This is a genomic window from Thermococcus sp., from assembly GCF_027012695.1.
Taxonomy (GTDB): domain Archaea; phylum Methanobacteriota_B; class Thermococci; order Thermococcales; family Thermococcaceae; genus Thermococcus.
This window is the reverse complement of sequence record NZ_JALUYR010000053.1, coordinates 13,660-29,425: the sequence shown is the minus strand read 5'-3', so window position 1 is coordinate 29,425 and position 15,766 is coordinate 13,660. Positions and strand designations below refer to the sequence as shown.

Annotated in this window: 20 protein-coding genes; 5 read left to right on the top strand and 15 right to left on the bottom strand. The window is 56.1% G+C overall.

Features of this window, described 5'->3' with window-relative positions:
* Nucleotides 1-39 precede the first annotated feature (39 nt).
* The 4 genes from MV985_RS04435 to MV985_RS04420 all read left to right on the top strand — a co-directional run bounded on the left by MV985_RS04435 (nucleotide 40) and on the right by MV985_RS04420 (nucleotide 3,276).
* The gene (locus MV985_RS04435; RefSeq protein WP_297463590.1) at nucleotides 40-306 is read left to right on the top strand and encodes a hypothetical protein; all 267 of its coding nucleotides are present in this window, start codon (nucleotides 40-42) and stop codon (nucleotides 304-306) included.
* Nucleotides 303-1,064 (top strand): 7-carboxy-7-deazaguanine synthase QueE, encoded by a 762-nt coding sequence (locus MV985_RS04430; protein ID WP_297463588.1) that lies wholly within the window; start codon nucleotides 303-305, stop codon nucleotides 1,062-1,064. The genes MV985_RS04435 and MV985_RS04430 overlap by 4 nt, the downstream gene beginning before the upstream one ends.
* Before the next feature lie 155 nt (nucleotides 1,065-1,219).
* Nucleotides 1,220-2,542: a RuvB-like helicase gene (locus MV985_RS04425; protein WP_297463586.1), complete on the top strand. Its 1,323-nt coding sequence runs from the start codon at nucleotides 1,220-1,222 to the stop codon at nucleotides 2,540-2,542.
* Nucleotides 2,543-2,982: 440 nt separating this feature from the next.
* Nucleotides 2,983-3,276: a hypothetical protein gene (locus tag MV985_RS04420; protein WP_297463585.1), complete on the top strand. Its 294-nt coding sequence runs from the start codon at nucleotides 2,983-2,985 to the stop codon at nucleotides 3,274-3,276.
* On the opposite strand, the gene MV985_RS04415 is transcribed toward MV985_RS04420, so the two are convergent.
* The 5 genes from MV985_RS04415 to MV985_RS04395 form a co-directional block, all read right to left on the bottom strand.
* Nucleotides 3,273-4,268, bottom strand: coding sequence for a PIN domain-containing protein (locus MV985_RS04415; RefSeq protein ID WP_297463647.1), 996 nt, complete (start codon nucleotides 4,266-4,268; stop codon nucleotides 3,273-3,275). The two genes, MV985_RS04420 and MV985_RS04415, sit on opposite strands and share 4 nt — an antisense overlap.
* Entirely contained in the window at nucleotides 4,252-4,737 is a 486-nt protein-coding gene (locus tag MV985_RS04410) for a hypothetical protein (RefSeq protein WP_297463584.1), read from the bottom strand. The genes MV985_RS04415 and MV985_RS04410 overlap by 17 nt, the downstream gene beginning before the upstream one ends.
* 9 nt (nucleotides 4,738-4,746) lie before the next feature.
* Nucleotides 4,747-5,208 carry a DUF2284 domain-containing protein gene (locus MV985_RS04405; RefSeq protein WP_297463582.1) on the bottom strand — a complete coding sequence of 154 codons (462 nt, stop codon included), beginning with the start codon at nucleotides 5,206-5,208 and terminating at the stop codon, nucleotides 4,747-4,749.
* A gap of 44 nt (nucleotides 5,209-5,252) precedes the next feature.
* A complete protein-coding gene (locus MV985_RS04400) occupies nucleotides 5,253-5,522 on the bottom strand; it encodes a PQ-loop domain-containing transporter (protein WP_297463580.1) in 270 nt (89 codons plus the stop codon).
* 99 nt (nucleotides 5,523-5,621) lie between these two features.
* Nucleotides 5,622-6,086 carry a hypothetical protein gene (locus MV985_RS04395; protein ID WP_297463645.1) on the bottom strand — a complete coding sequence of 155 codons (465 nt, stop codon included), beginning with the start codon at nucleotides 6,084-6,086 and terminating at the stop codon, nucleotides 5,622-5,624.
* A gap of 114 nt (nucleotides 6,087-6,200) precedes the next feature.
* Here MV985_RS04395 and MV985_RS04390 point away from each other — a divergent pair, with 114 nt between their 5' ends.
* Complete coding sequence (locus MV985_RS04390; protein WP_297463570.1) at nucleotides 6,201-6,767, top strand: glutaredoxin; 567 nt, start codon at nucleotides 6,201-6,203, stop codon at nucleotides 6,765-6,767.
* Nucleotides 6,768-6,803: 36 nt separating this feature from the next.
* Here MV985_RS04390 and MV985_RS04385 read toward each other — a convergent pair whose 3' ends face one another.
* From MV985_RS04385 to MV985_RS04340, 10 genes are all read right to left on the bottom strand, one after another.
* Complete coding sequence (locus MV985_RS04385; protein ID WP_297463643.1) at nucleotides 6,804-7,433, bottom strand: DUF996 domain-containing protein; 630 nt, start codon at nucleotides 7,431-7,433, stop codon at nucleotides 6,804-6,806.
* A gap of 78 nt (nucleotides 7,434-7,511) precedes the next feature.
* Nucleotides 7,512-8,141 carry an NADH-quinone oxidoreductase subunit NuoI gene (gene nuoI / locus MV985_RS04380; protein WP_297463641.1) on the bottom strand — a complete coding sequence of 210 codons (630 nt, stop codon included), beginning with the start codon at nucleotides 8,139-8,141 and terminating at the stop codon, nucleotides 7,512-7,514.
* 5 nt (nucleotides 8,142-8,146) lie between these two features.
* Nucleotides 8,147-9,331 carry an NADH-quinone oxidoreductase subunit D gene (locus MV985_RS04375; RefSeq protein ID WP_297463639.1) on the bottom strand — a complete coding sequence of 395 codons (1,185 nt, stop codon included), beginning with the start codon at nucleotides 9,329-9,331 and terminating at the stop codon, nucleotides 8,147-8,149.
* A 10-nt stretch (nucleotides 9,332-9,341) separates the two neighbouring features.
* The gene (locus MV985_RS04370) at nucleotides 9,342-9,911 is read right to left on the bottom strand and encodes an NADH-quinone oxidoreductase subunit C (protein WP_297463563.1); all 570 of its coding nucleotides are present in this window, start codon (nucleotides 9,909-9,911) and stop codon (nucleotides 9,342-9,344) included.
* The gene (locus MV985_RS04365) at nucleotides 9,902-10,492 is read right to left on the bottom strand and encodes an NADH-quinone oxidoreductase subunit B (RefSeq protein ID WP_297463558.1); all 591 of its coding nucleotides are present in this window, start codon (nucleotides 10,490-10,492) and stop codon (nucleotides 9,902-9,904) included. The genes MV985_RS04370 and MV985_RS04365 overlap by 10 nt, the downstream gene beginning before the upstream one ends.
* A gap of 9 nt (nucleotides 10,493-10,501) precedes the next feature.
* The gene (locus tag MV985_RS04360; protein ID WP_297463552.1) at nucleotides 10,502-11,395 is read right to left on the bottom strand and encodes a respiratory chain complex I subunit 1 family protein; all 894 of its coding nucleotides are present in this window, start codon (nucleotides 11,393-11,395) and stop codon (nucleotides 10,502-10,504) included.
* Nucleotides 11,396-13,237 carry a proton-conducting transporter membrane subunit gene (locus MV985_RS04355; RefSeq protein ID WP_297463550.1) on the bottom strand — a complete coding sequence of 614 codons (1,842 nt, stop codon included), beginning with the start codon at nucleotides 13,235-13,237 and terminating at the stop codon, nucleotides 11,396-11,398.
* Nucleotides 13,234-14,721, bottom strand: a complete 1,488-nt coding sequence (locus MV985_RS04350) for a proton-conducting transporter membrane subunit (RefSeq protein ID WP_297463549.1) — start codon at nucleotides 14,719-14,721, stop codon at nucleotides 13,234-13,236. The genes MV985_RS04355 and MV985_RS04350 overlap by 4 nt, the downstream gene beginning before the upstream one ends.
* On the bottom strand, nucleotides 14,718-15,062 hold the full coding sequence (locus MV985_RS04345) for an NADH-quinone oxidoreductase subunit K (RefSeq protein WP_297463547.1): 345 nt from the start codon (nucleotides 15,060-15,062) through the stop codon (nucleotides 14,718-14,720). The genes MV985_RS04350 and MV985_RS04345 overlap by 4 nt, the downstream gene beginning before the upstream one ends.
* Nucleotides 15,059-15,766 (bottom strand): Na(+)/H(+) antiporter subunit B, encoded by a 708-nt coding sequence (locus tag MV985_RS04340; protein ID WP_297463637.1) that lies wholly within the window; start codon nucleotides 15,764-15,766, stop codon nucleotides 15,059-15,061. The genes MV985_RS04345 and MV985_RS04340 overlap by 4 nt, the downstream gene beginning before the upstream one ends.

Here is a 15,766-nt window from a genome sequence, read left to right as displayed (position 1 = left end):
TAGCTCTGGAATTATGTAATAGCTTATGGAGGGGGGAACGTGCTCTTCACGAAGAAGGGTGTCTTTACGGAGGAAGACGCGAGAAAGGTTGTGGAGTGGATGGGCTCTCACCCGGAGGAAAGGGAGCTCATCGTGATGGCCGAGAGCGTTACCCCCGAGGCGAAGAGAAGGCTCTGGGACTACGCGAGGGCCGTTCAGCTCATGGCGGACATGACCAGGGAGGAGAGAAGTGTTAAAGTCGAGATACTCGAGGGCTTCGTGAGTGATAAGGTGAAGGGGCTGAACGTGGAGGAGCTGGGAACATGAAGCTCGTAATGGCCGAGGTCTTCAACAGCTGGCAGGGGGAGGGGGGGAGCGTTGAGGGAAGCGCCTTTGGGAGAAGGCAAATCTTCGTCAGGTTCGCGGGCTGTGACCTTCATTGCCAGTGGTGCGACTCAAAGCAGTACATAGACGCCTCCCGCGTCTCCCGCTGGCGCTATGAGGTCGAGCCCTTCACCGGAAAGTTTGAGTACCGGCCAAATCCAGCGAGCGTTGATGAAGTCGTTGATGCAGTCCTGAGGCTTGATACCGGCGATATTCACTCGATAAGCTACACCGGCGGCGAGCCCACCCTCCAGGTTAAGGCCTTGAAGGTCCTCATGGAACGCATGAAGGAACTCGGCTTCGACAACTTTCTCGAAACTCACGGAGGCCTTCCGGAGCTGATTGAGGAGGTCGCTCACCTCGTTGATTACGCGAGCGTGGACATAAAGGACGAGACGGCCAAGGCCACGGAGGACTGGAAGAACCTCGTTCTTAGAGAGGTGAAGAGCATCAGAATCCTGAAGGAAGCCGGCGCGAAAACCTATGCCAAGCTCGTCGTCACAAAGGGGACCAAGCTCGAAAACGTCCGCTGGTATGGGGAGCTTTTGAAAGATTTAGTTCCACTCGTCATCCAGCCGAGGGAGCCGATTGACGTCTCTCAGGAAAAGCTTATGGAGTTCTACCGCGAAGCTTCCCTGATAATGGGCAGGAAGAACGTAGGCTTAAGCTTTCAGGTGCATAAGTACCTCAACGTGCTTTGAGAGAGTTTTTAAAGTTTCCCTCCAACTTTTCCCGGCGATGATGAAATTGGCCTTTGGGGTAAATCGATGCCCGGGATCGACGGTCTGAGCCACACAGTCAAATTTTTAAGCCTTTCTATTTTAGTAACTACAAGGAAGAATAAGGGGGTGGTTGAATGGCGGTCATCGAGGAGGTCACGAAGAGGACCTTTGAAAGGATTGGCAGCCACTCTCACATAAAGGGCCTTGGCCTGGACGAGAAAGGCAGGGCACTCTTCATGGCCGACGGTATGGTGGGGCAGATTAAAGCTAGAGAAGCGGCCGGGATAGCGGTTGAGCTTATTAAAGAGGGAAAGCTTGCCGGGAAGGGAATCCTCCTCGTCGGACCGACGGGAAGCGGTAAGACAGCAATCGCGATGGGCATAGCCAGGGAACTCGGTGAAGACGTCCCCTTCGTCCAGATCTCGGGCAGCGAGATCTATTCAGCCGAGATCAAGAAGACCGAGTTCCTCAAGGAGGCCCTCAGGAGGGCAATAGGCGTTAGAATAAGCGAGGAGAGGAAGGTCTATGAAGGAGAGGTCAGGGAGATCCGGATCAACAAAACGAGGCACCCGTTAAACCCCTACGTCGAAATCCCTGAGAGCGTTCTCATAACCCTCCGCACGAAGGACGACGAGAAAACCATAAGGGCCGGGAAGGAGATAGCCTACCAGCTCATGGAACTCGGTGTTGAGGAGGGCGACGTCATACAGATTGACGCCGAAACCGGCAAGGTTTCAAAGGTTGGAACCACGAGGGAGGAAGAGGGACTGTTCTTCAAGCGCAAGGTGGACCTTCCCAGTGGGCCCGTGCTGAAGATAAAGGAGTTTACCTACACGGTTACGCTCCATGACCTGGATGTTGCCAACGCCCGCGGGAACATCTTCGGTCTGCTCTTCAGTACCGGTGCCGAGATAAGCGATGAGGTAAGGAGGCGCGTTGATGAAACTGTCAAAAGCTGGATAGAGGAGGGCAAGGCAACGCTCGTTCCCGGAGTGCTCTTCATCGATGAGGCCCACATGCTCGATATCGAGGCCTTCTCCTTCCTCGCGAGGGCGATGGAGAGCGAACTCGCTCCAATCCTCATCATGGCCACCAACAGGGGGAGGACGAAGATAAGGGGAACGGACATCGAGGCGCCGCATGGAATGCCCCTCGACATGCTTGACAGGCTCCTGATAATCAACACCGAGCCCTATAAGAGGGAAGAAATCCGCGAGATCATCAAAATCCGTGCAAAGGAGGAGAAGATAGAGGCCAGCGATGAGGCGATAGAGTACCTTGCGGAACTCGGCGAGAAGACCAGTCTGCGCTATGCCGTTCAGCTTCTGGCTCCGGCGAGCGTTTTGGCGAAAGGAGGGCGGGTCGAGAGGGAGCACGTTGAGAGGGCAAAGGAGTACTTCGCCGACCTCAGGAGAAGCACGGAGTTCGTGGAGAAGCTCGAGGGAATGCTGCGGTAAACAGTTTTCTTTATCCCCCCATAAACCTTTTAAGTTTTGAGATTTTAACCCCTGCCGGTGGGAAGATGAAGGGGACTCAATCGCGGGGGGTCATCTTCGTATTTCCTGCTGCACTCGCGATTTTAGGACTCCTGTGGACGCGCATCCCGGTGAGGGGACCCTTTACATTCCCTACGCAGAGGGCATGCCGGTCAGCGTTAGGTACATGGGACACAGCTATCGGTCGGTTCTTACCGTCCATCCAACGCTCCTCGTCAGATCCTCCGGAGAAGGGAACGAGGAGCATCTCAACGGTGCAAACGGCAGCAGACTCCTCAATGTGGACGAACTGGTGCTTGCCTTAGAAGTTGTTGAACCCGGCCGTTACCATCTCGTGGTCTCTAAGGAGCCGGGGAACGTTGAGGTCCGTCGGGACGGATTGATAATTGGGGGGATACCCCATGAGGCGCCTCTACCTGGCAGTTCCGTTCCTTCTGTACAGCGGAGCATATCTGTTCTGGATGTTCCGACCGATTCTTGCCTTCTTTGTTATCCTCAACTGGCTTACCTTTTTGCTTGAGTATCGCTACGGGGGCGAATCGAGGGAAGGAGAAGAACTGGTGGCCTTTGGCGTTTCAATGGCCCTCATTCTCCTGCCGTTGGGAGGGTACATAACCCTGTTTGCGGAGGTTTTCACGGTTTTTATGTTTGCTTTCGAGTTTTTTGCAGTCCTGGTGAAAGCCAAAGGATGTTAACCTTTCATTATTTCCATCAGCTTCCTGCTCAGCTTAAGGTGGAACTTAAACTCGTGGTAGGTTCTGTTTTCGGCAGGGAAGACGACCTTGAGTTCGTTCAATCCTCCTTTTCCGCCGAACTCACCGAATATCAGGGCCCTGTTGATCTCGATGACACCGAAGACCGCTGCGAGGTTAAAGAGGAGAGTCCTCAGCTGATACGCTGTGACGTCGTGTTTTCCCAGCTTTTCGCGGGGATACCTGAAGAGGAAGTACTCCAGCCCCTCCATCTCTGCCACATCGGTGACCGCTATGTCCGCAGTTAGGAAGACGAGAAGCGTCGGTGTCATTCTATCGTAACGTTTCAGGGACTTAACTATGCGCTCGTCGTTGTTATGGGCGGGTTCTTTAACGTCCTCCGCGATGATTATCCTGGGCTTGAGCCTTTCGAACTCCTTGAGGGCTATGTAGGCAGCTTTCCTGCTCTTTTTCGTCCTCCTGTTACTGAACTCCCTAAGGAGGCTCCCGTTCTGAACCTCCCTGCCTATCTCCTCCAGCTGCCTGTTCCGGTACTTGTAGTTCATGGCATCCTCGATCTCCTTCTTCACTCCCTCGGCGACCACTATCTGGTAGCCGTCGAGGGCCCGGCAGGAGGATATGAAGCGGTGGTAGAAGATGTTGGTGTCCGGGGCGAAGGCGACTCCCTTTTTCAGCCGCTCGTAGAGCTCCAGGTTCTGGAGGAACTCGCCGATGTTATCGTACCTTATTATCCCTGAGGAGATGAAACTCTCGTAGAAGTCCGTGTAGGTGGGCAGCTCGTTCGCCAGGTAATCCGGAACGCGGGAGTTGAACTCGTTTCTGCCCACGGTTACGTTAACCCTGTAACCCCTCTCGGTGGGCTTCGCCCGGAGGAGCTCCAGTCCATAGAGGGGATAGCTGACGCGCATCTCCCCAAGGACGTTCATGAGTACCTGGAGTTCGGGCTTCTCTATGACTTCACTCGTCCCCCTCATTCTCATCACCGAGGAAGTTCTTTATCGGCTGCAGGTGGGTTGGTATCATCATGTAAGGCCTGTCAGGGAAGTCCTGATCCAGAAGTCCCATATAGACGATGAACGCCACTGGAAATGCTCTTATCTGGACTATCGCAGCCGCAACGAGTGCCTTCCTCCCCGAGGTTATGTCCAAGCCCATTCTGTAGCCCTCACGCCCTAACTTTGAGAAAAGCTCCCTGAACTTCCTGTCCGCCACGAAGAAGCCGTAATCCGGCACGACCTCCGTTTTTATTGCGGGGCTAAGATTATAGGCCTCAGAGATTGCCTCGATGGCGCGGACGACCTTCGGGAGGTTGTGCCTATAGCGTTCCTCTGTGAAGACGTATATCAGGTCTGCCTTCTTCCCCATCGTTAAAAGCTTGTAGTATGTGTTGATGACCGCCCAGGGTGATCTTCCGAGCAGGGTAACGTAGGCAACCTTCGTCATGTTAACGCCCTAATCCACTAATATTATCCCGTACAAAACGCTTTCGGAGAAGTCTATTTTCACCAGCTTCCCGATTTCTATTCCGATGGCATCAACGCTTGGCCTGACCCTGGTTGGCATCCTGCAGGGCTCTCCCCTCTCAAAGGGACAGTCGTCGCAGAGGTTGCAGCTGCCCGGAAACAGGGCCATCGCGTAGAACTTCCCCTCCCTGAAGAGTTCCGCTTCTCTTTTGAGAAGGTGGAGTATTACCTTTCTCTTCTCGTTTTCAAAGTCGTCCATGTTGATTTCAAACTTTATCAGGAGTGCCCTCCTGAAGTGCCCTACCCATTCCCTCGCTTCCCTCCATTCCGGGACATAGGGGGGACAGCTCGGTCTCTTCCCGTACATCGGACAGGCGCGGCACTTCCAGACGGGTCTCGGCGAGACCACTATCCCGGAGGCATCAATTTCCTTCTCCCAGAGCACTCTCATGATTAATCCTTCCCGGATGGAACCGGCTCCTTAAAAAATCCCCCTCACCGTTCCGGTGTTGCTTCCCGCTCCGTGAGTTTCACGACCAGGTTTACGGCACTCTGGAGGGCGGCGAGAAAGTTCAGGACAAAGAATATCCAGTCCCTCTGGAAGTAGGCGTAGAGGGTAAGGAGCGTTGAGGCGGTAACGTAGATCACTATGAACTGGAGGTTCAGGGGACAGTGTCTGGTTCTTATTGTCTCCAATGTCTGGGGTATCCACGAACCCACGAGCAGGAGCATTCCGATTAGGCCTATAATGGACGCAACGTTCATTTTCTCACCCCGATTTTGATGGAAAAGGGCCAGAAAAGGCTTGTGGCCTTACTCCTGTTAAACTTTCCGGTTCGATGTCTATGGATAGACAGATTCAAGCTAAAGCTGGCTCGCGAGCCTGGACATTGCCCAGGTCTTGACGTCCTCGTCCATTATGCCGTTGATTATCTCCATAGCCCCGGAGACATCCCCCTTCTTCGCGAGGGTCAGTGCAACCTCTGCCTCCACCTTGGCCCTATTCGAGAGGTCCCTTATGTGGCCCGCTATCCTGAGCGCTTCCTCGGGCTTTCCAAGGTTCAGAAAATCAAAGGCCAGTCCCATCAATGCCTTGGTGCTCTCCTCTTTCCTGGGTACGTCGAGGGCAGCCTCCACCGCCCGCCTCAGGGGTTCCGAGTAGTCGCCTCCCCTTTTCGCAACCTCGACGGCAATCCTTGAAAAGGCCTTTGAACGTATCATCCTGTCGGGTATTCCATCGGCCATGGTGAGGGCTTCCTCAATCTTCCCTGACTCCATCAGTTTGAGAACCGCCTCATAGAGGGCCCTGGAACGGTACCACTCCTGCATGATGATCCCCCTGGGGAGTACACCCATCCCGATTTAAGGGTTCCCCCATTGCTTCAATCGGTCTCGAAGGGTACCAAGGTTTTATAACCCCTGCCCGAGAGGGTTCATCGGGTGATGGTGGTGAGAAAGATCGGACTGTTGCTGTTGCTCGTGCTCCTCGTCGGTCTCGCGGCCGGATGTATATCTGACTCTCACCCATCGAGGACCCAGACCAGCGGGACGGCAACTTCAGGGGATTACGTCGTGGTCAACGGCACGAAGATATACCTCGACAAAATCCACTTCTATATGTACGGCATGAAGACTTGTCCCCACTGCAGGAGGATGCACACGCTCATTCCCGAGACCTACGGCAATGACAGCCTGACCTACTACGAGCTCGTTGGAAACGAGGAGAACATCGAGCTCTTCAGGGCCCAGTACAACATCACGGGCATAGGTGGAGTACCGGCGATAGCGATAACCTACAATGGAACGATATACGCCCTCATCGAGGGGGAGTTCAACGTTTCGATGACGCCCAAGATAATCGCGGTCGCGATGCAGAACAACGGAACGGTGCTCTTTGTCCGCGGGAAGGCGTACATACTTCCCCGCACCGACCCCGAAGTCAGGGAGGATCTGAAAAAACTCTATGAGATATACGTGGAGCACAGGTTACCCGACAACTCCACCGGGTAAACCCGCGCTCCGAATCTTTTTTACCGGGAAGGTAGATCAAAACATGGGCGATTCTGGGGCGGGTTCCACACCAAGTTCCTCTGGCATGTTGCTGAAGCCGAGGATCACGAATATCTTGGCGATTAGGAGCAGCAGCAGGCCGACGACGAATATGAGAGTTATAGCCCCCCACTTGAACCAGGTGGCGGCCTCATCGAACTCTTTGGTTCCGGTTATCTCGTACATCGCGCGCCAGGTCTTTATCTCAAAGTACACTGAAACCACCACCGCGATGATCAGCACCAGGATTATCAGTACCACAGCGCCCAGGCCGATCCAGGGGTGGGGTTCCATTTCATGGCCCATTGGGCCAATCCACGGTTCACCGGGTATGGCACCGTCCGCGGAGATTCCCCAGTGGAGTACCGGTCCCGTGGAAAGGAACATGGCGAGCACCACCAGGACGAGGACGATTATTGCCGCGATCCAGGAGAGAACTGCATAGAGATAGTACCTGAAGGGTCTGTCGTCCCCAACGGCCTTACCGATTCCGTGAAGTGCCACCAGAACGAGTATCAGCCCGACCAGGGACAGCACGTTTCCAATGTAGGGCACGAAAACTCCCAGGAGGGATAGGATCGAACCCCAAAGCCCGAGATTCTTTTCGCTTCGTACGTTCACGGCCATTCCAACCACCACATGGTATTAACGGCTGAGCTTAAAATTCTAGCGGAGGTACAAAACAGGGGTAAAGAAAAAGGGTGTTTACTCCTTCGGGGCCCCACCGGAGGACTTTGCCGCTGGCTTGGGCTTCGCGGCTGCCGGTGGTCTCAGACCGTAGCCGAGTATTTTGAACTCTATCCTGGAGCCGTCGCGAAGGTGGTAGACGTAGACACCATCGCCCTTCTTTTCTATCCTTTCGACCGGGAAGCGGTAGTCGCCGAACTTCTCGTTGAGTTCTCTGACCTTGTCCGGGTGTATCGGAACCCAGTCGTAGAGCTCGAGGTCCTCCTCGAGGCCGCCAGTGGTCAGGTAGAAGTTCTCGCTGAAGCCGAGCGCTCCCGTCGGGCACACATCCACGCAGAACTGGCAGAAGGTACAGCGGCCGTAGTCGATCTTCGGGTGCGGCCTCTTCTCACCCTCCATCCACGTCATCTCTATGGCCCTCGCCGGGCATATCTGGCCGCAGAAGTTACAGCCGACGCAGGTCTTCCAGTTCAGAGTGTGGAAGCCCCTGTACTTCGGTGCCGGTTCTATCTTCTCGAAGGGTATCTTTATCGTTACGGGCTTCCTGAACAGGTACTTCACACCCATCCAGGGTTTGATGAAGGACTTCTTGATCCTGACCTTCTCCTCTCCCACGACCCTAACCCTTGGCTTCTCAACGCTCTCCATCTTCATCACCTGTCTATGTCCGGAGGGCAGTTGTCAAGGGTCTTCAGTATGACCGGTACATCAGCAAGACGTGCTCCCTTCAGGAGTTCCTCCAGCACAGTAACACCGTGGCTCTGGCTCGGTCCGCGGACGTGAACGCGGTAGGGTTTGTGGCTTCCGTCGCTGACAACGTAGGCACCGAAGTCGCCCTTCGTTGACTCGACGTGCGCGTATGCATCTCCCTTTGGCGGCTTGAACCTCGGCAGAGCCTTGAGTCTGGCGTCCTGGACCATGTAAGGTCCGCTCGGCGGCCCCATGTCGAGGAGCTGCTCGAGGATGTAGAGGTCCTGCTCCAGCTCGTATCTCCTGATGAGAACTCTGGCCAGGCTGTCGCCCTCTTTGAGAACGGGAACCTCGAAGTCGAGCTGGTCGTAGAGGTAGTAGGGGTCGTCCTTCCTGACGTCGTAGGGCACTCCGGTGGCGCGGAGGTTTGGACCAGTTACAGCATGCTTGAGGGCAAAGCGCTTGTCCATAACGCCAACTCCCTCAGTCCTCTCGAAGGTGATGTAGTTATCGAAGAGTATCTCGTCGAAGTCCTTCATCTTGCCCTTGACGTACTCCACGGTGTCGCGGAGCTGTCTCAACCAGCGGTCGCCCGGGATGTCCCTTCTAACCCCACCGGGCACCGTGTAGATGTGGTAAACTCTTCCGCCGGTTAGCTCCTCGTAGAGGCGCATGAACCTCTCACGATACGCTGCTGCCCACTGGCCGGGGGTGTAGAGGCCTATCTCGTTCCCAAAGCCCATTATCCAGAACATCCATGCCGAAACCCTTGCCATCTCGAGGACGGTGGTCCTTATCCAGATGGCCCTTTCAGGAACCTCCCAGCCGACAATTTCGTCGACGGCCATGGAGTAGATGTTCTCGGGAACGTCGCTCTCCGGGACGCAGATACGGAGGAGTAACGCGATGTTCGTGAAGTAGGGTCTCCCCTCGGCGAGCTTTTCAAAGCCCCTGTGGAGGAAGCCCGGGTTGACTATCGCCTTCTCTATCCTGTTGCCGTCCATCTTGAGGATTATGCTGAAGTTCTCCGTCGCCATGTGCTGCGGGCCGAAGAACAGTTCGTAGGTGTCCCTGTCTATAGGGTGGAGGTACATATCGTGCTCCTTTGCCTCCCGCCTGAGTTCATTCGGAACCTCCAAATCAGCCATGATCATCACCTCATATCACGTAGTTCGTCTTGCTCTCGTCATAGCGGTCGAAGTCCTCTCCGTAGATGGCCTTCACGTGGCCGAGCATGTTGAAGTCCTTCCTGAGCGGGTGCTTTTTGTACTCCCTCTCCTCCAGGATGAACGGTCCAAGGCGCGGGTTGCCCTCGAATATAATTCCGAAGAACTCATGAGCCTCCCTCTCGTAGGTCTCGGCAACCGGCCAGACGTCCATAACCGTCGGGAGTTTCGCGTTCTCCCTCGGAATCCTCGTCCTGACGAAGGCGTGAACGCTTTCGCTCACGCTCCAGAGCTGGTAGACGAGTTCGAATTCCCCCTCCTTGATCCAGTCCACGACGCTTATCTGCATGAGCATCTCGAAGGTTTCGCTCGCCAGTTCGAGGAACTCGTGTATCCTCTCCACTGAAACTCTGAACTCAACGCGCCTCTCGCGCCTGACGCTTCCTTCAGCGTACGGTGCCTTTTCGATGAGCGCTTTGACGAGCCTCCCCTCTCTGGTGTCGGGAAGTTCCGGCCTGCTCTCTTCGACCTTCTCCTCAACATTCTTTTCGTTCATATCCATGCGAGCCACCTCCTCGCTTCCTTCTCGCGCCAGCCCTCACCGAAGAGCTCGTCCTGGTTCCTCCGGTAGTACTCGTAGTTCTCCCTATATCTCTTCCACCCATCGGCGGTTCCATCCTCTATCCTGCGCATCATCTCCATTATCCCGTCCATGACCGCCTCGGGTCTCGGCATGCAGCCGGCTATGGCAACATCAACGGGTATGTACCTGTCGAGCTGCTTCACCACATTGTAGGAGTCCCAGTAAACTCCCCCGTTTATCGGGCAGGAGCCGTGGGCGAGGATGTACTTTGGATCCTGCATCATCTCGTAGGTTATGATTATTCTCTTGAGGGTCTTCGGTGTCACGTAGCCGGTTATGAGGAACAGGTCGCCCATCCTTGGGGAGGGGTTTGGCATTATCCCAAAGCGCTCGAAGTCATACCTCGCGGTGGCCAGCGGTGGTATCTCTATTCCACCGCATCCGGTACAGAAGGCCACTATCCAGAGGCTCTTCTTCCGGGCCCACTTGAAGAGGGGCTCAAACAGTTTGAACTCCTTGAGTTCGTAGCTTATGACACCGTCGTTCCCAATCTCGCTCATGTTCTCACCTCACACCGTTAGGAGAACGGCTATTATTCCCAGTATGGTCGGCCACTTCCAGAAGAACTTCGCGGCTTGATCAATCGTAAAGCGCGGGTAGATACTTGCCACGAATATCGCTATGAAGAGCACCGCTATCTGCTTGATGAGCAGCTCCAGGAGGTTGCTGGCCCCTCCGAGGAATAGCACGGCAAAGAAGGCCGTCTCGGCGAATATCTGGACCGCGTGCTGGGTAAAGAGTATCGCTGCGTGCTTGCCGCCGTACTCGACCATCGGACCCATTGAGATTTCCGCGGGAGCGGTTATGATGTCGAAGGGTTCCAGACCGAGCATCGCCTGGAAGACTATGTCGAAGACTATCATGGCTATGAGCAGGGCCGGAACGGTTACGCTCCATCCCTGTGCCCCTTGGAGCGCAACTATCTCGCTCAGCTTGAAGGTTCCCCAGTGCTGGATGAGGGCTATCAGTGCCAGACCGTAGGGAAGCTGCATTGCCACCATGGTTAAGAGCCCACGCTGGACACCAACCGCTGAGAACGGGTTGCCCGAGCTCATCGCACCGAGCATTATTCCGAGCATTGGCACCTCAAGGAGGTAAGCCACGACGATTAAGTCGGCGTTGCTGCTGAAGAGCTGGAAGTTCGCTATCGGGATGAAGAGGAGCGCCGCTATGCTCGCTCCGAGGGCAAAGACCGGTCCAAAGTCGTAGATGAAGCCGTGGCTAATGCTCTCCTTTTTGCCCAAGAGCTTAAGGGTGTCGATGATGGGCTGGTAGAGGGGAGGTCCAACCCTGCGCTGTATCCTCGCCATTGCCTTCCTCTCTATGCCCATGAATATAAAGCCCATGAATGTCGCGTAGAGCAGTATCCCAATGACCTCGAGGATGAGCTTCCAGTCGATCATTCACAACACCCCCCACAGCGCTAAGATGAGCAGCACTATCGCCAGATACCAGGAGTAGCTCTGGACGTTTCCGTTGTAGAACGCCTGTCTGAGCGCATCCGCGAAGTCCTCCGACAGTTTCGCCAGCCTTTCGTAAAAGCGGTCCCAGCTGTACCTGAGCCAGAACTCGAGGGCCTCAGCTAGAGGCCTATAGAAGTTCCTCCTTATGCTGAGGTTGAACTCCTCCGTGACGGGGTTACCCGACTGGTAGGTGTCGGTTACGGGAACTCTCCTGGCCTTTGCTCCGTAGAGGTATACCAGTCCGGCTATGGCGAGTCCTATGACGAGAGCCGTGCTGACCAGCAGGGCGTTGTAGGTTCCGGTCTGGGTGACGAGCCTGTAGTAGTCGCCTCCAACCACATCCCCCATGAGTATCCTGTTGATGTAACCGGTAACGACGCCGGGAGCAACGCCGAAGACGAGGTTCGGTATCGCCAGTATCGTCATTGCTAGGAGGAGCGGGAGGGGTGCCTCTTTAACGTCCTCCAGTTCTGAGGGTCTCTGGCCGAACCAGACCCCGTAAAGGAACCTGACGACGTAGGCGAAGGCTAGGCCGCTTCCGAGGAATATCGCACCGGCAACTAGGGGCATGTGGGCCTGTATCGCTGCCTCGTAGATGAGCCACTTGCTCGCGAAACCCGCCATCGGCGGTATTCCCGCGAGGCTGAGTACTGCTATGAGCCCCATCGCAAAAGTGAAGGGCATCTTCTCCGCGAGGCCGCCCATATCCCTGAACCTGGTCCTTCCGGTCTGGAGGATTATTGCCGCGGTCACGAGCCAGAAGAGGCCCTTGAATATCGCGTGGCTGAGCACGTGGAAGAGACCTCCGGCAAAGCCGAGCGGACTGCCCACCCCGAAGGCCAGGAGGATGTAGCCGACCTGTCCGACCGAGGAGTAGGCGAAGAGCTTCCTTATGTCCTCCTGGAGGACCGCCAGGAAGCTTGCGACGACGACTGTTATGGCCCCTATCCACGCTATTACGTAGGCGAAGGTGAGGTGGCCGTGGAAGGTTCCGAGTTCGGCGTAGAGCTTGTAGCCCATGAGCATGTAGATGAGCAGTATTCCGTAAACGCCCGCCTTGCTCAGGGCGCCGCTGAAGAACGCGGTGTAGCTCTGGTCCGTCTCGCTGTAGGCTCCAGGTGCCCAGACGTGGAGCGGAACGGCCCCGGCCTTAACGCCGAACGCGGTGAGGAACAGCGTGAAGAGCAGTATTGTCTCGCCCTTACCTATGGTTCCGAGCGAGACGTCTATGATGAGGGCCTGCCTTATGGTCTCGAAGTCGAGCGCTCCAGTCCTGGCGTAGAGTATGCCTATCGCGAGGAGCATGGCGTAGGCACCGATGACGCTGAGCACGAAGTACTTGAGCGACTCGTGCCTGTTCCTCTTAAGGACCATCATGAAGCTCGCGAAGGTCATCAGCTCCCAGAGCAGGAAGAAGCCGATGAAGTCCTGGCTGAGGAAGACGCCCAGCACACCCGTGAAGCTCATGAGGGCGAAGAGCCAGTCGTACCCGCTCCTGGAGGTGGCAACAAGCCCGAAGGCCATGGCGAGGCCGACGAGCGAGGCCACCGCCGCGAAGTACCAGCTCATCGTACCCAGCTGGAACTGGAGGGTGAAGCCGCCGACGGTGAGGGCATAGTCCACCGGCTTCTCAATCACCGCGGGATAGAGTTTGACCAAGTAGGCCAGCGGCACCGCGGCACCGATGAGGCCTATAACCTCTCTAACCCCCCTGAAGTCAAAGGCCCACGCGAGAACCCCCGCGAGGAGGGGCGTAAAGAGGATAATCAGTATCTCGTTCATGCTCCCACCTCCATCAGAGGAACGTTCTTGATGTACTGACCGACGTTGAAGATGTCGCTACCCGCTTTCTGGGCGAGAGACCAGATGTAGTCCGGGTAAATTCCTATGACTATCACGAGGGCAGCGAGGAGGAGCAGTATCAGGCTTATGGCCAGCCCCTCGCGCATCCTCTCCCCTTCCCCGGCAAACCACATGGCGTGGATGAAGCGGAGGTAATAGACCGCCTCCACGACGCTCGCGCCGAGGATAAGGGCGACGCCCCATGTGTAGCCCGCTTCAACGCCCGCTATGAGGATTCTGACCTTGCTCCAGAAGATGTTGAACAGCGGGATTCCCACCGCGGCTAGCGAACCGATGGTGAGGGCAAAGGCCGTCAGCGGCATCCTCTTTCCAAGCCCCTGGAAGTTCTCCATGGCCGTTCCGCCGAGCTTTATCCCGACGTAGCCGACGCCGAGGAACAGGAGGGCCTTTACAACGGCGTGGTTGACCATGTGGAAGACTCCCGCGTCGACTCCGGCCTGGCTTCCGAGGGCGAGGGCAAATGCTATCATTCCGACCTGGCTTATTGACGAGTAAGCTATCATTCTCTTGACGTCCTTCTGCCTCAGGGCCGCGAACTCAGCCACGACGACGGTGAGGGTGGCCATGGCAACGAGCAGCTTCAGGACGTCGTGCCAGCTTCCAACGGCCTGCATGAGGTAGAGGAGCCTCGCGGTGGCGTAGAGTCCGGCCTTAACGACGAAGGCCGAGAACATGACTGTTATAGCGTGTGGAGCCGCCTGGTATGCATCGGGCGCCCAGGCGTTGAGCGGGAACAGTTCAGCCTCAACTGCAAGCCCGAACACTATGAGGGCCAATCCCACCTGTGCGACTGTTGGGTTCATGTTCCCTGCGAGCTGGGCTATCTGGGCCATGTTGAGCGTTCCGAGGGAGCCGTAGATAAGGGCCACGCCGATGAGGAAGAAGCTCGAGCCGATTCCACCGAGGATCATGTACTTGAGCGACGCCTCGGCCGCTTCGCCCGTCTTGTTGTATGCCGTTAGAGCGTAGGCGCTTATCGCCGTTATCTCCATGAAGACGAAGAGGTTGAAGATATCGCCGGTCGCTATCATTCCGGTCGCTCCGAGCATCAGCAGGAGGAAGAGCATGGCGTACTTGTCTATGGGCTGCACCTTCATTGACCAGATGCTGAACACCGCGGTGAAGAAGCTGACCACCGCGACGATGAGCACGAAGAGGGCCGCGAAGTGGCCGATGTAGAGGTTAATTCCAACCGGTGGCTTCCAGCCGCCCGCCATGACGATTATCGGCTTTCCTGTTGAATAGACCTGCTGGAAAACCCAGGCCGCTATTCCCGTCTGGAGGGCAGTTATGACCGCCAGGTAGTATTTTATGCCCCTCTCACCGAGCCCTTTTATCAGGGGCACGAAGAACGCACTTAGGAGGGGCAACGCTATGAGGAGTGAAGCGTACTGCCCGTTCATCCTCTCAACCTCCTGATCTCCTCAACGTTGAGGGTACCGTACTTTCCGTAGAGGATTATAGCAACGCTAAGGGCCATGGCTGTCGTGGCAACGCCTATGACTATTGCCGTGAGAACCAGCGCCTGAGGTATCGGGTCAACGGCCTGATTCGGGCCTATCCCCTCGCTCAGTATCGGGGCGCTCCTTCCGGAGATGTAACCGATGCTCACCAGGAGGAGGTTGACACCGGTTTCCATTATGCTGAGACCTATGAGCATTTTGAGCACGTTCTTCTTGACGAGGACCGCGTACAGGCCGATGAGAATCAGGCTTATCGCCCCGAAGTAGTAGACCGAGATCATTTGCTCACCTCCTCCTTGATCATGTTGTCAATGATCCCGCTCAGCTCGGTGCCGACTTTGATGCCGATTATGGTGTAGATGATCGGGATGAAGCCGCCGCTGAAGAGCCTGCCGATGTTGTCGTGTCCCCATCCCCATGTCTGCCATATCCAGTCGTAGAGGAAGTAGCCGCCTATTGCCAGCCCGATCAGACCAACGATGACGTAGGTCATTCCCACCGCTCCCTCGATCTTCTCAAAGGCCCTGTGGGGTATCTCGTAGGTCACGAAGGCCATGTAGAGCAGCAGGAAGGCGGTCGCTATGGTCGCTCCTCCCGGGAAACCTCCACCCGGGGTGAGGTGTCCGTGAATGAATATGTATACACCGAAGAGCATCACGAAGGGGGCCAGGAGCCTGGTTCCCGTTGTGAGGACGATCGAACCCTCCGTTCTGGCGGTTCTCCTCTTTTTCCTGCTCCAGAGGAGCGCTCCCACACCGGTTGAGGCTATAAACAGCACGGTGACCTCACCGAGGGTATCAAAACCACGGTAGTTGACAACCACCGCGGTGACGGCGTTGACCGCGCCCGTCTGCTCCACCACGTGCTCAAGGTAGTACTTTCCCACGAGCATCCTGTCCTGGCCGAAGGGGACTCCAGCGAGGCCCTGGGCGAGCCAGTAACCGATTATGATGAGCGTGGTTATTGCGAGCAAACGCTTGAGCAT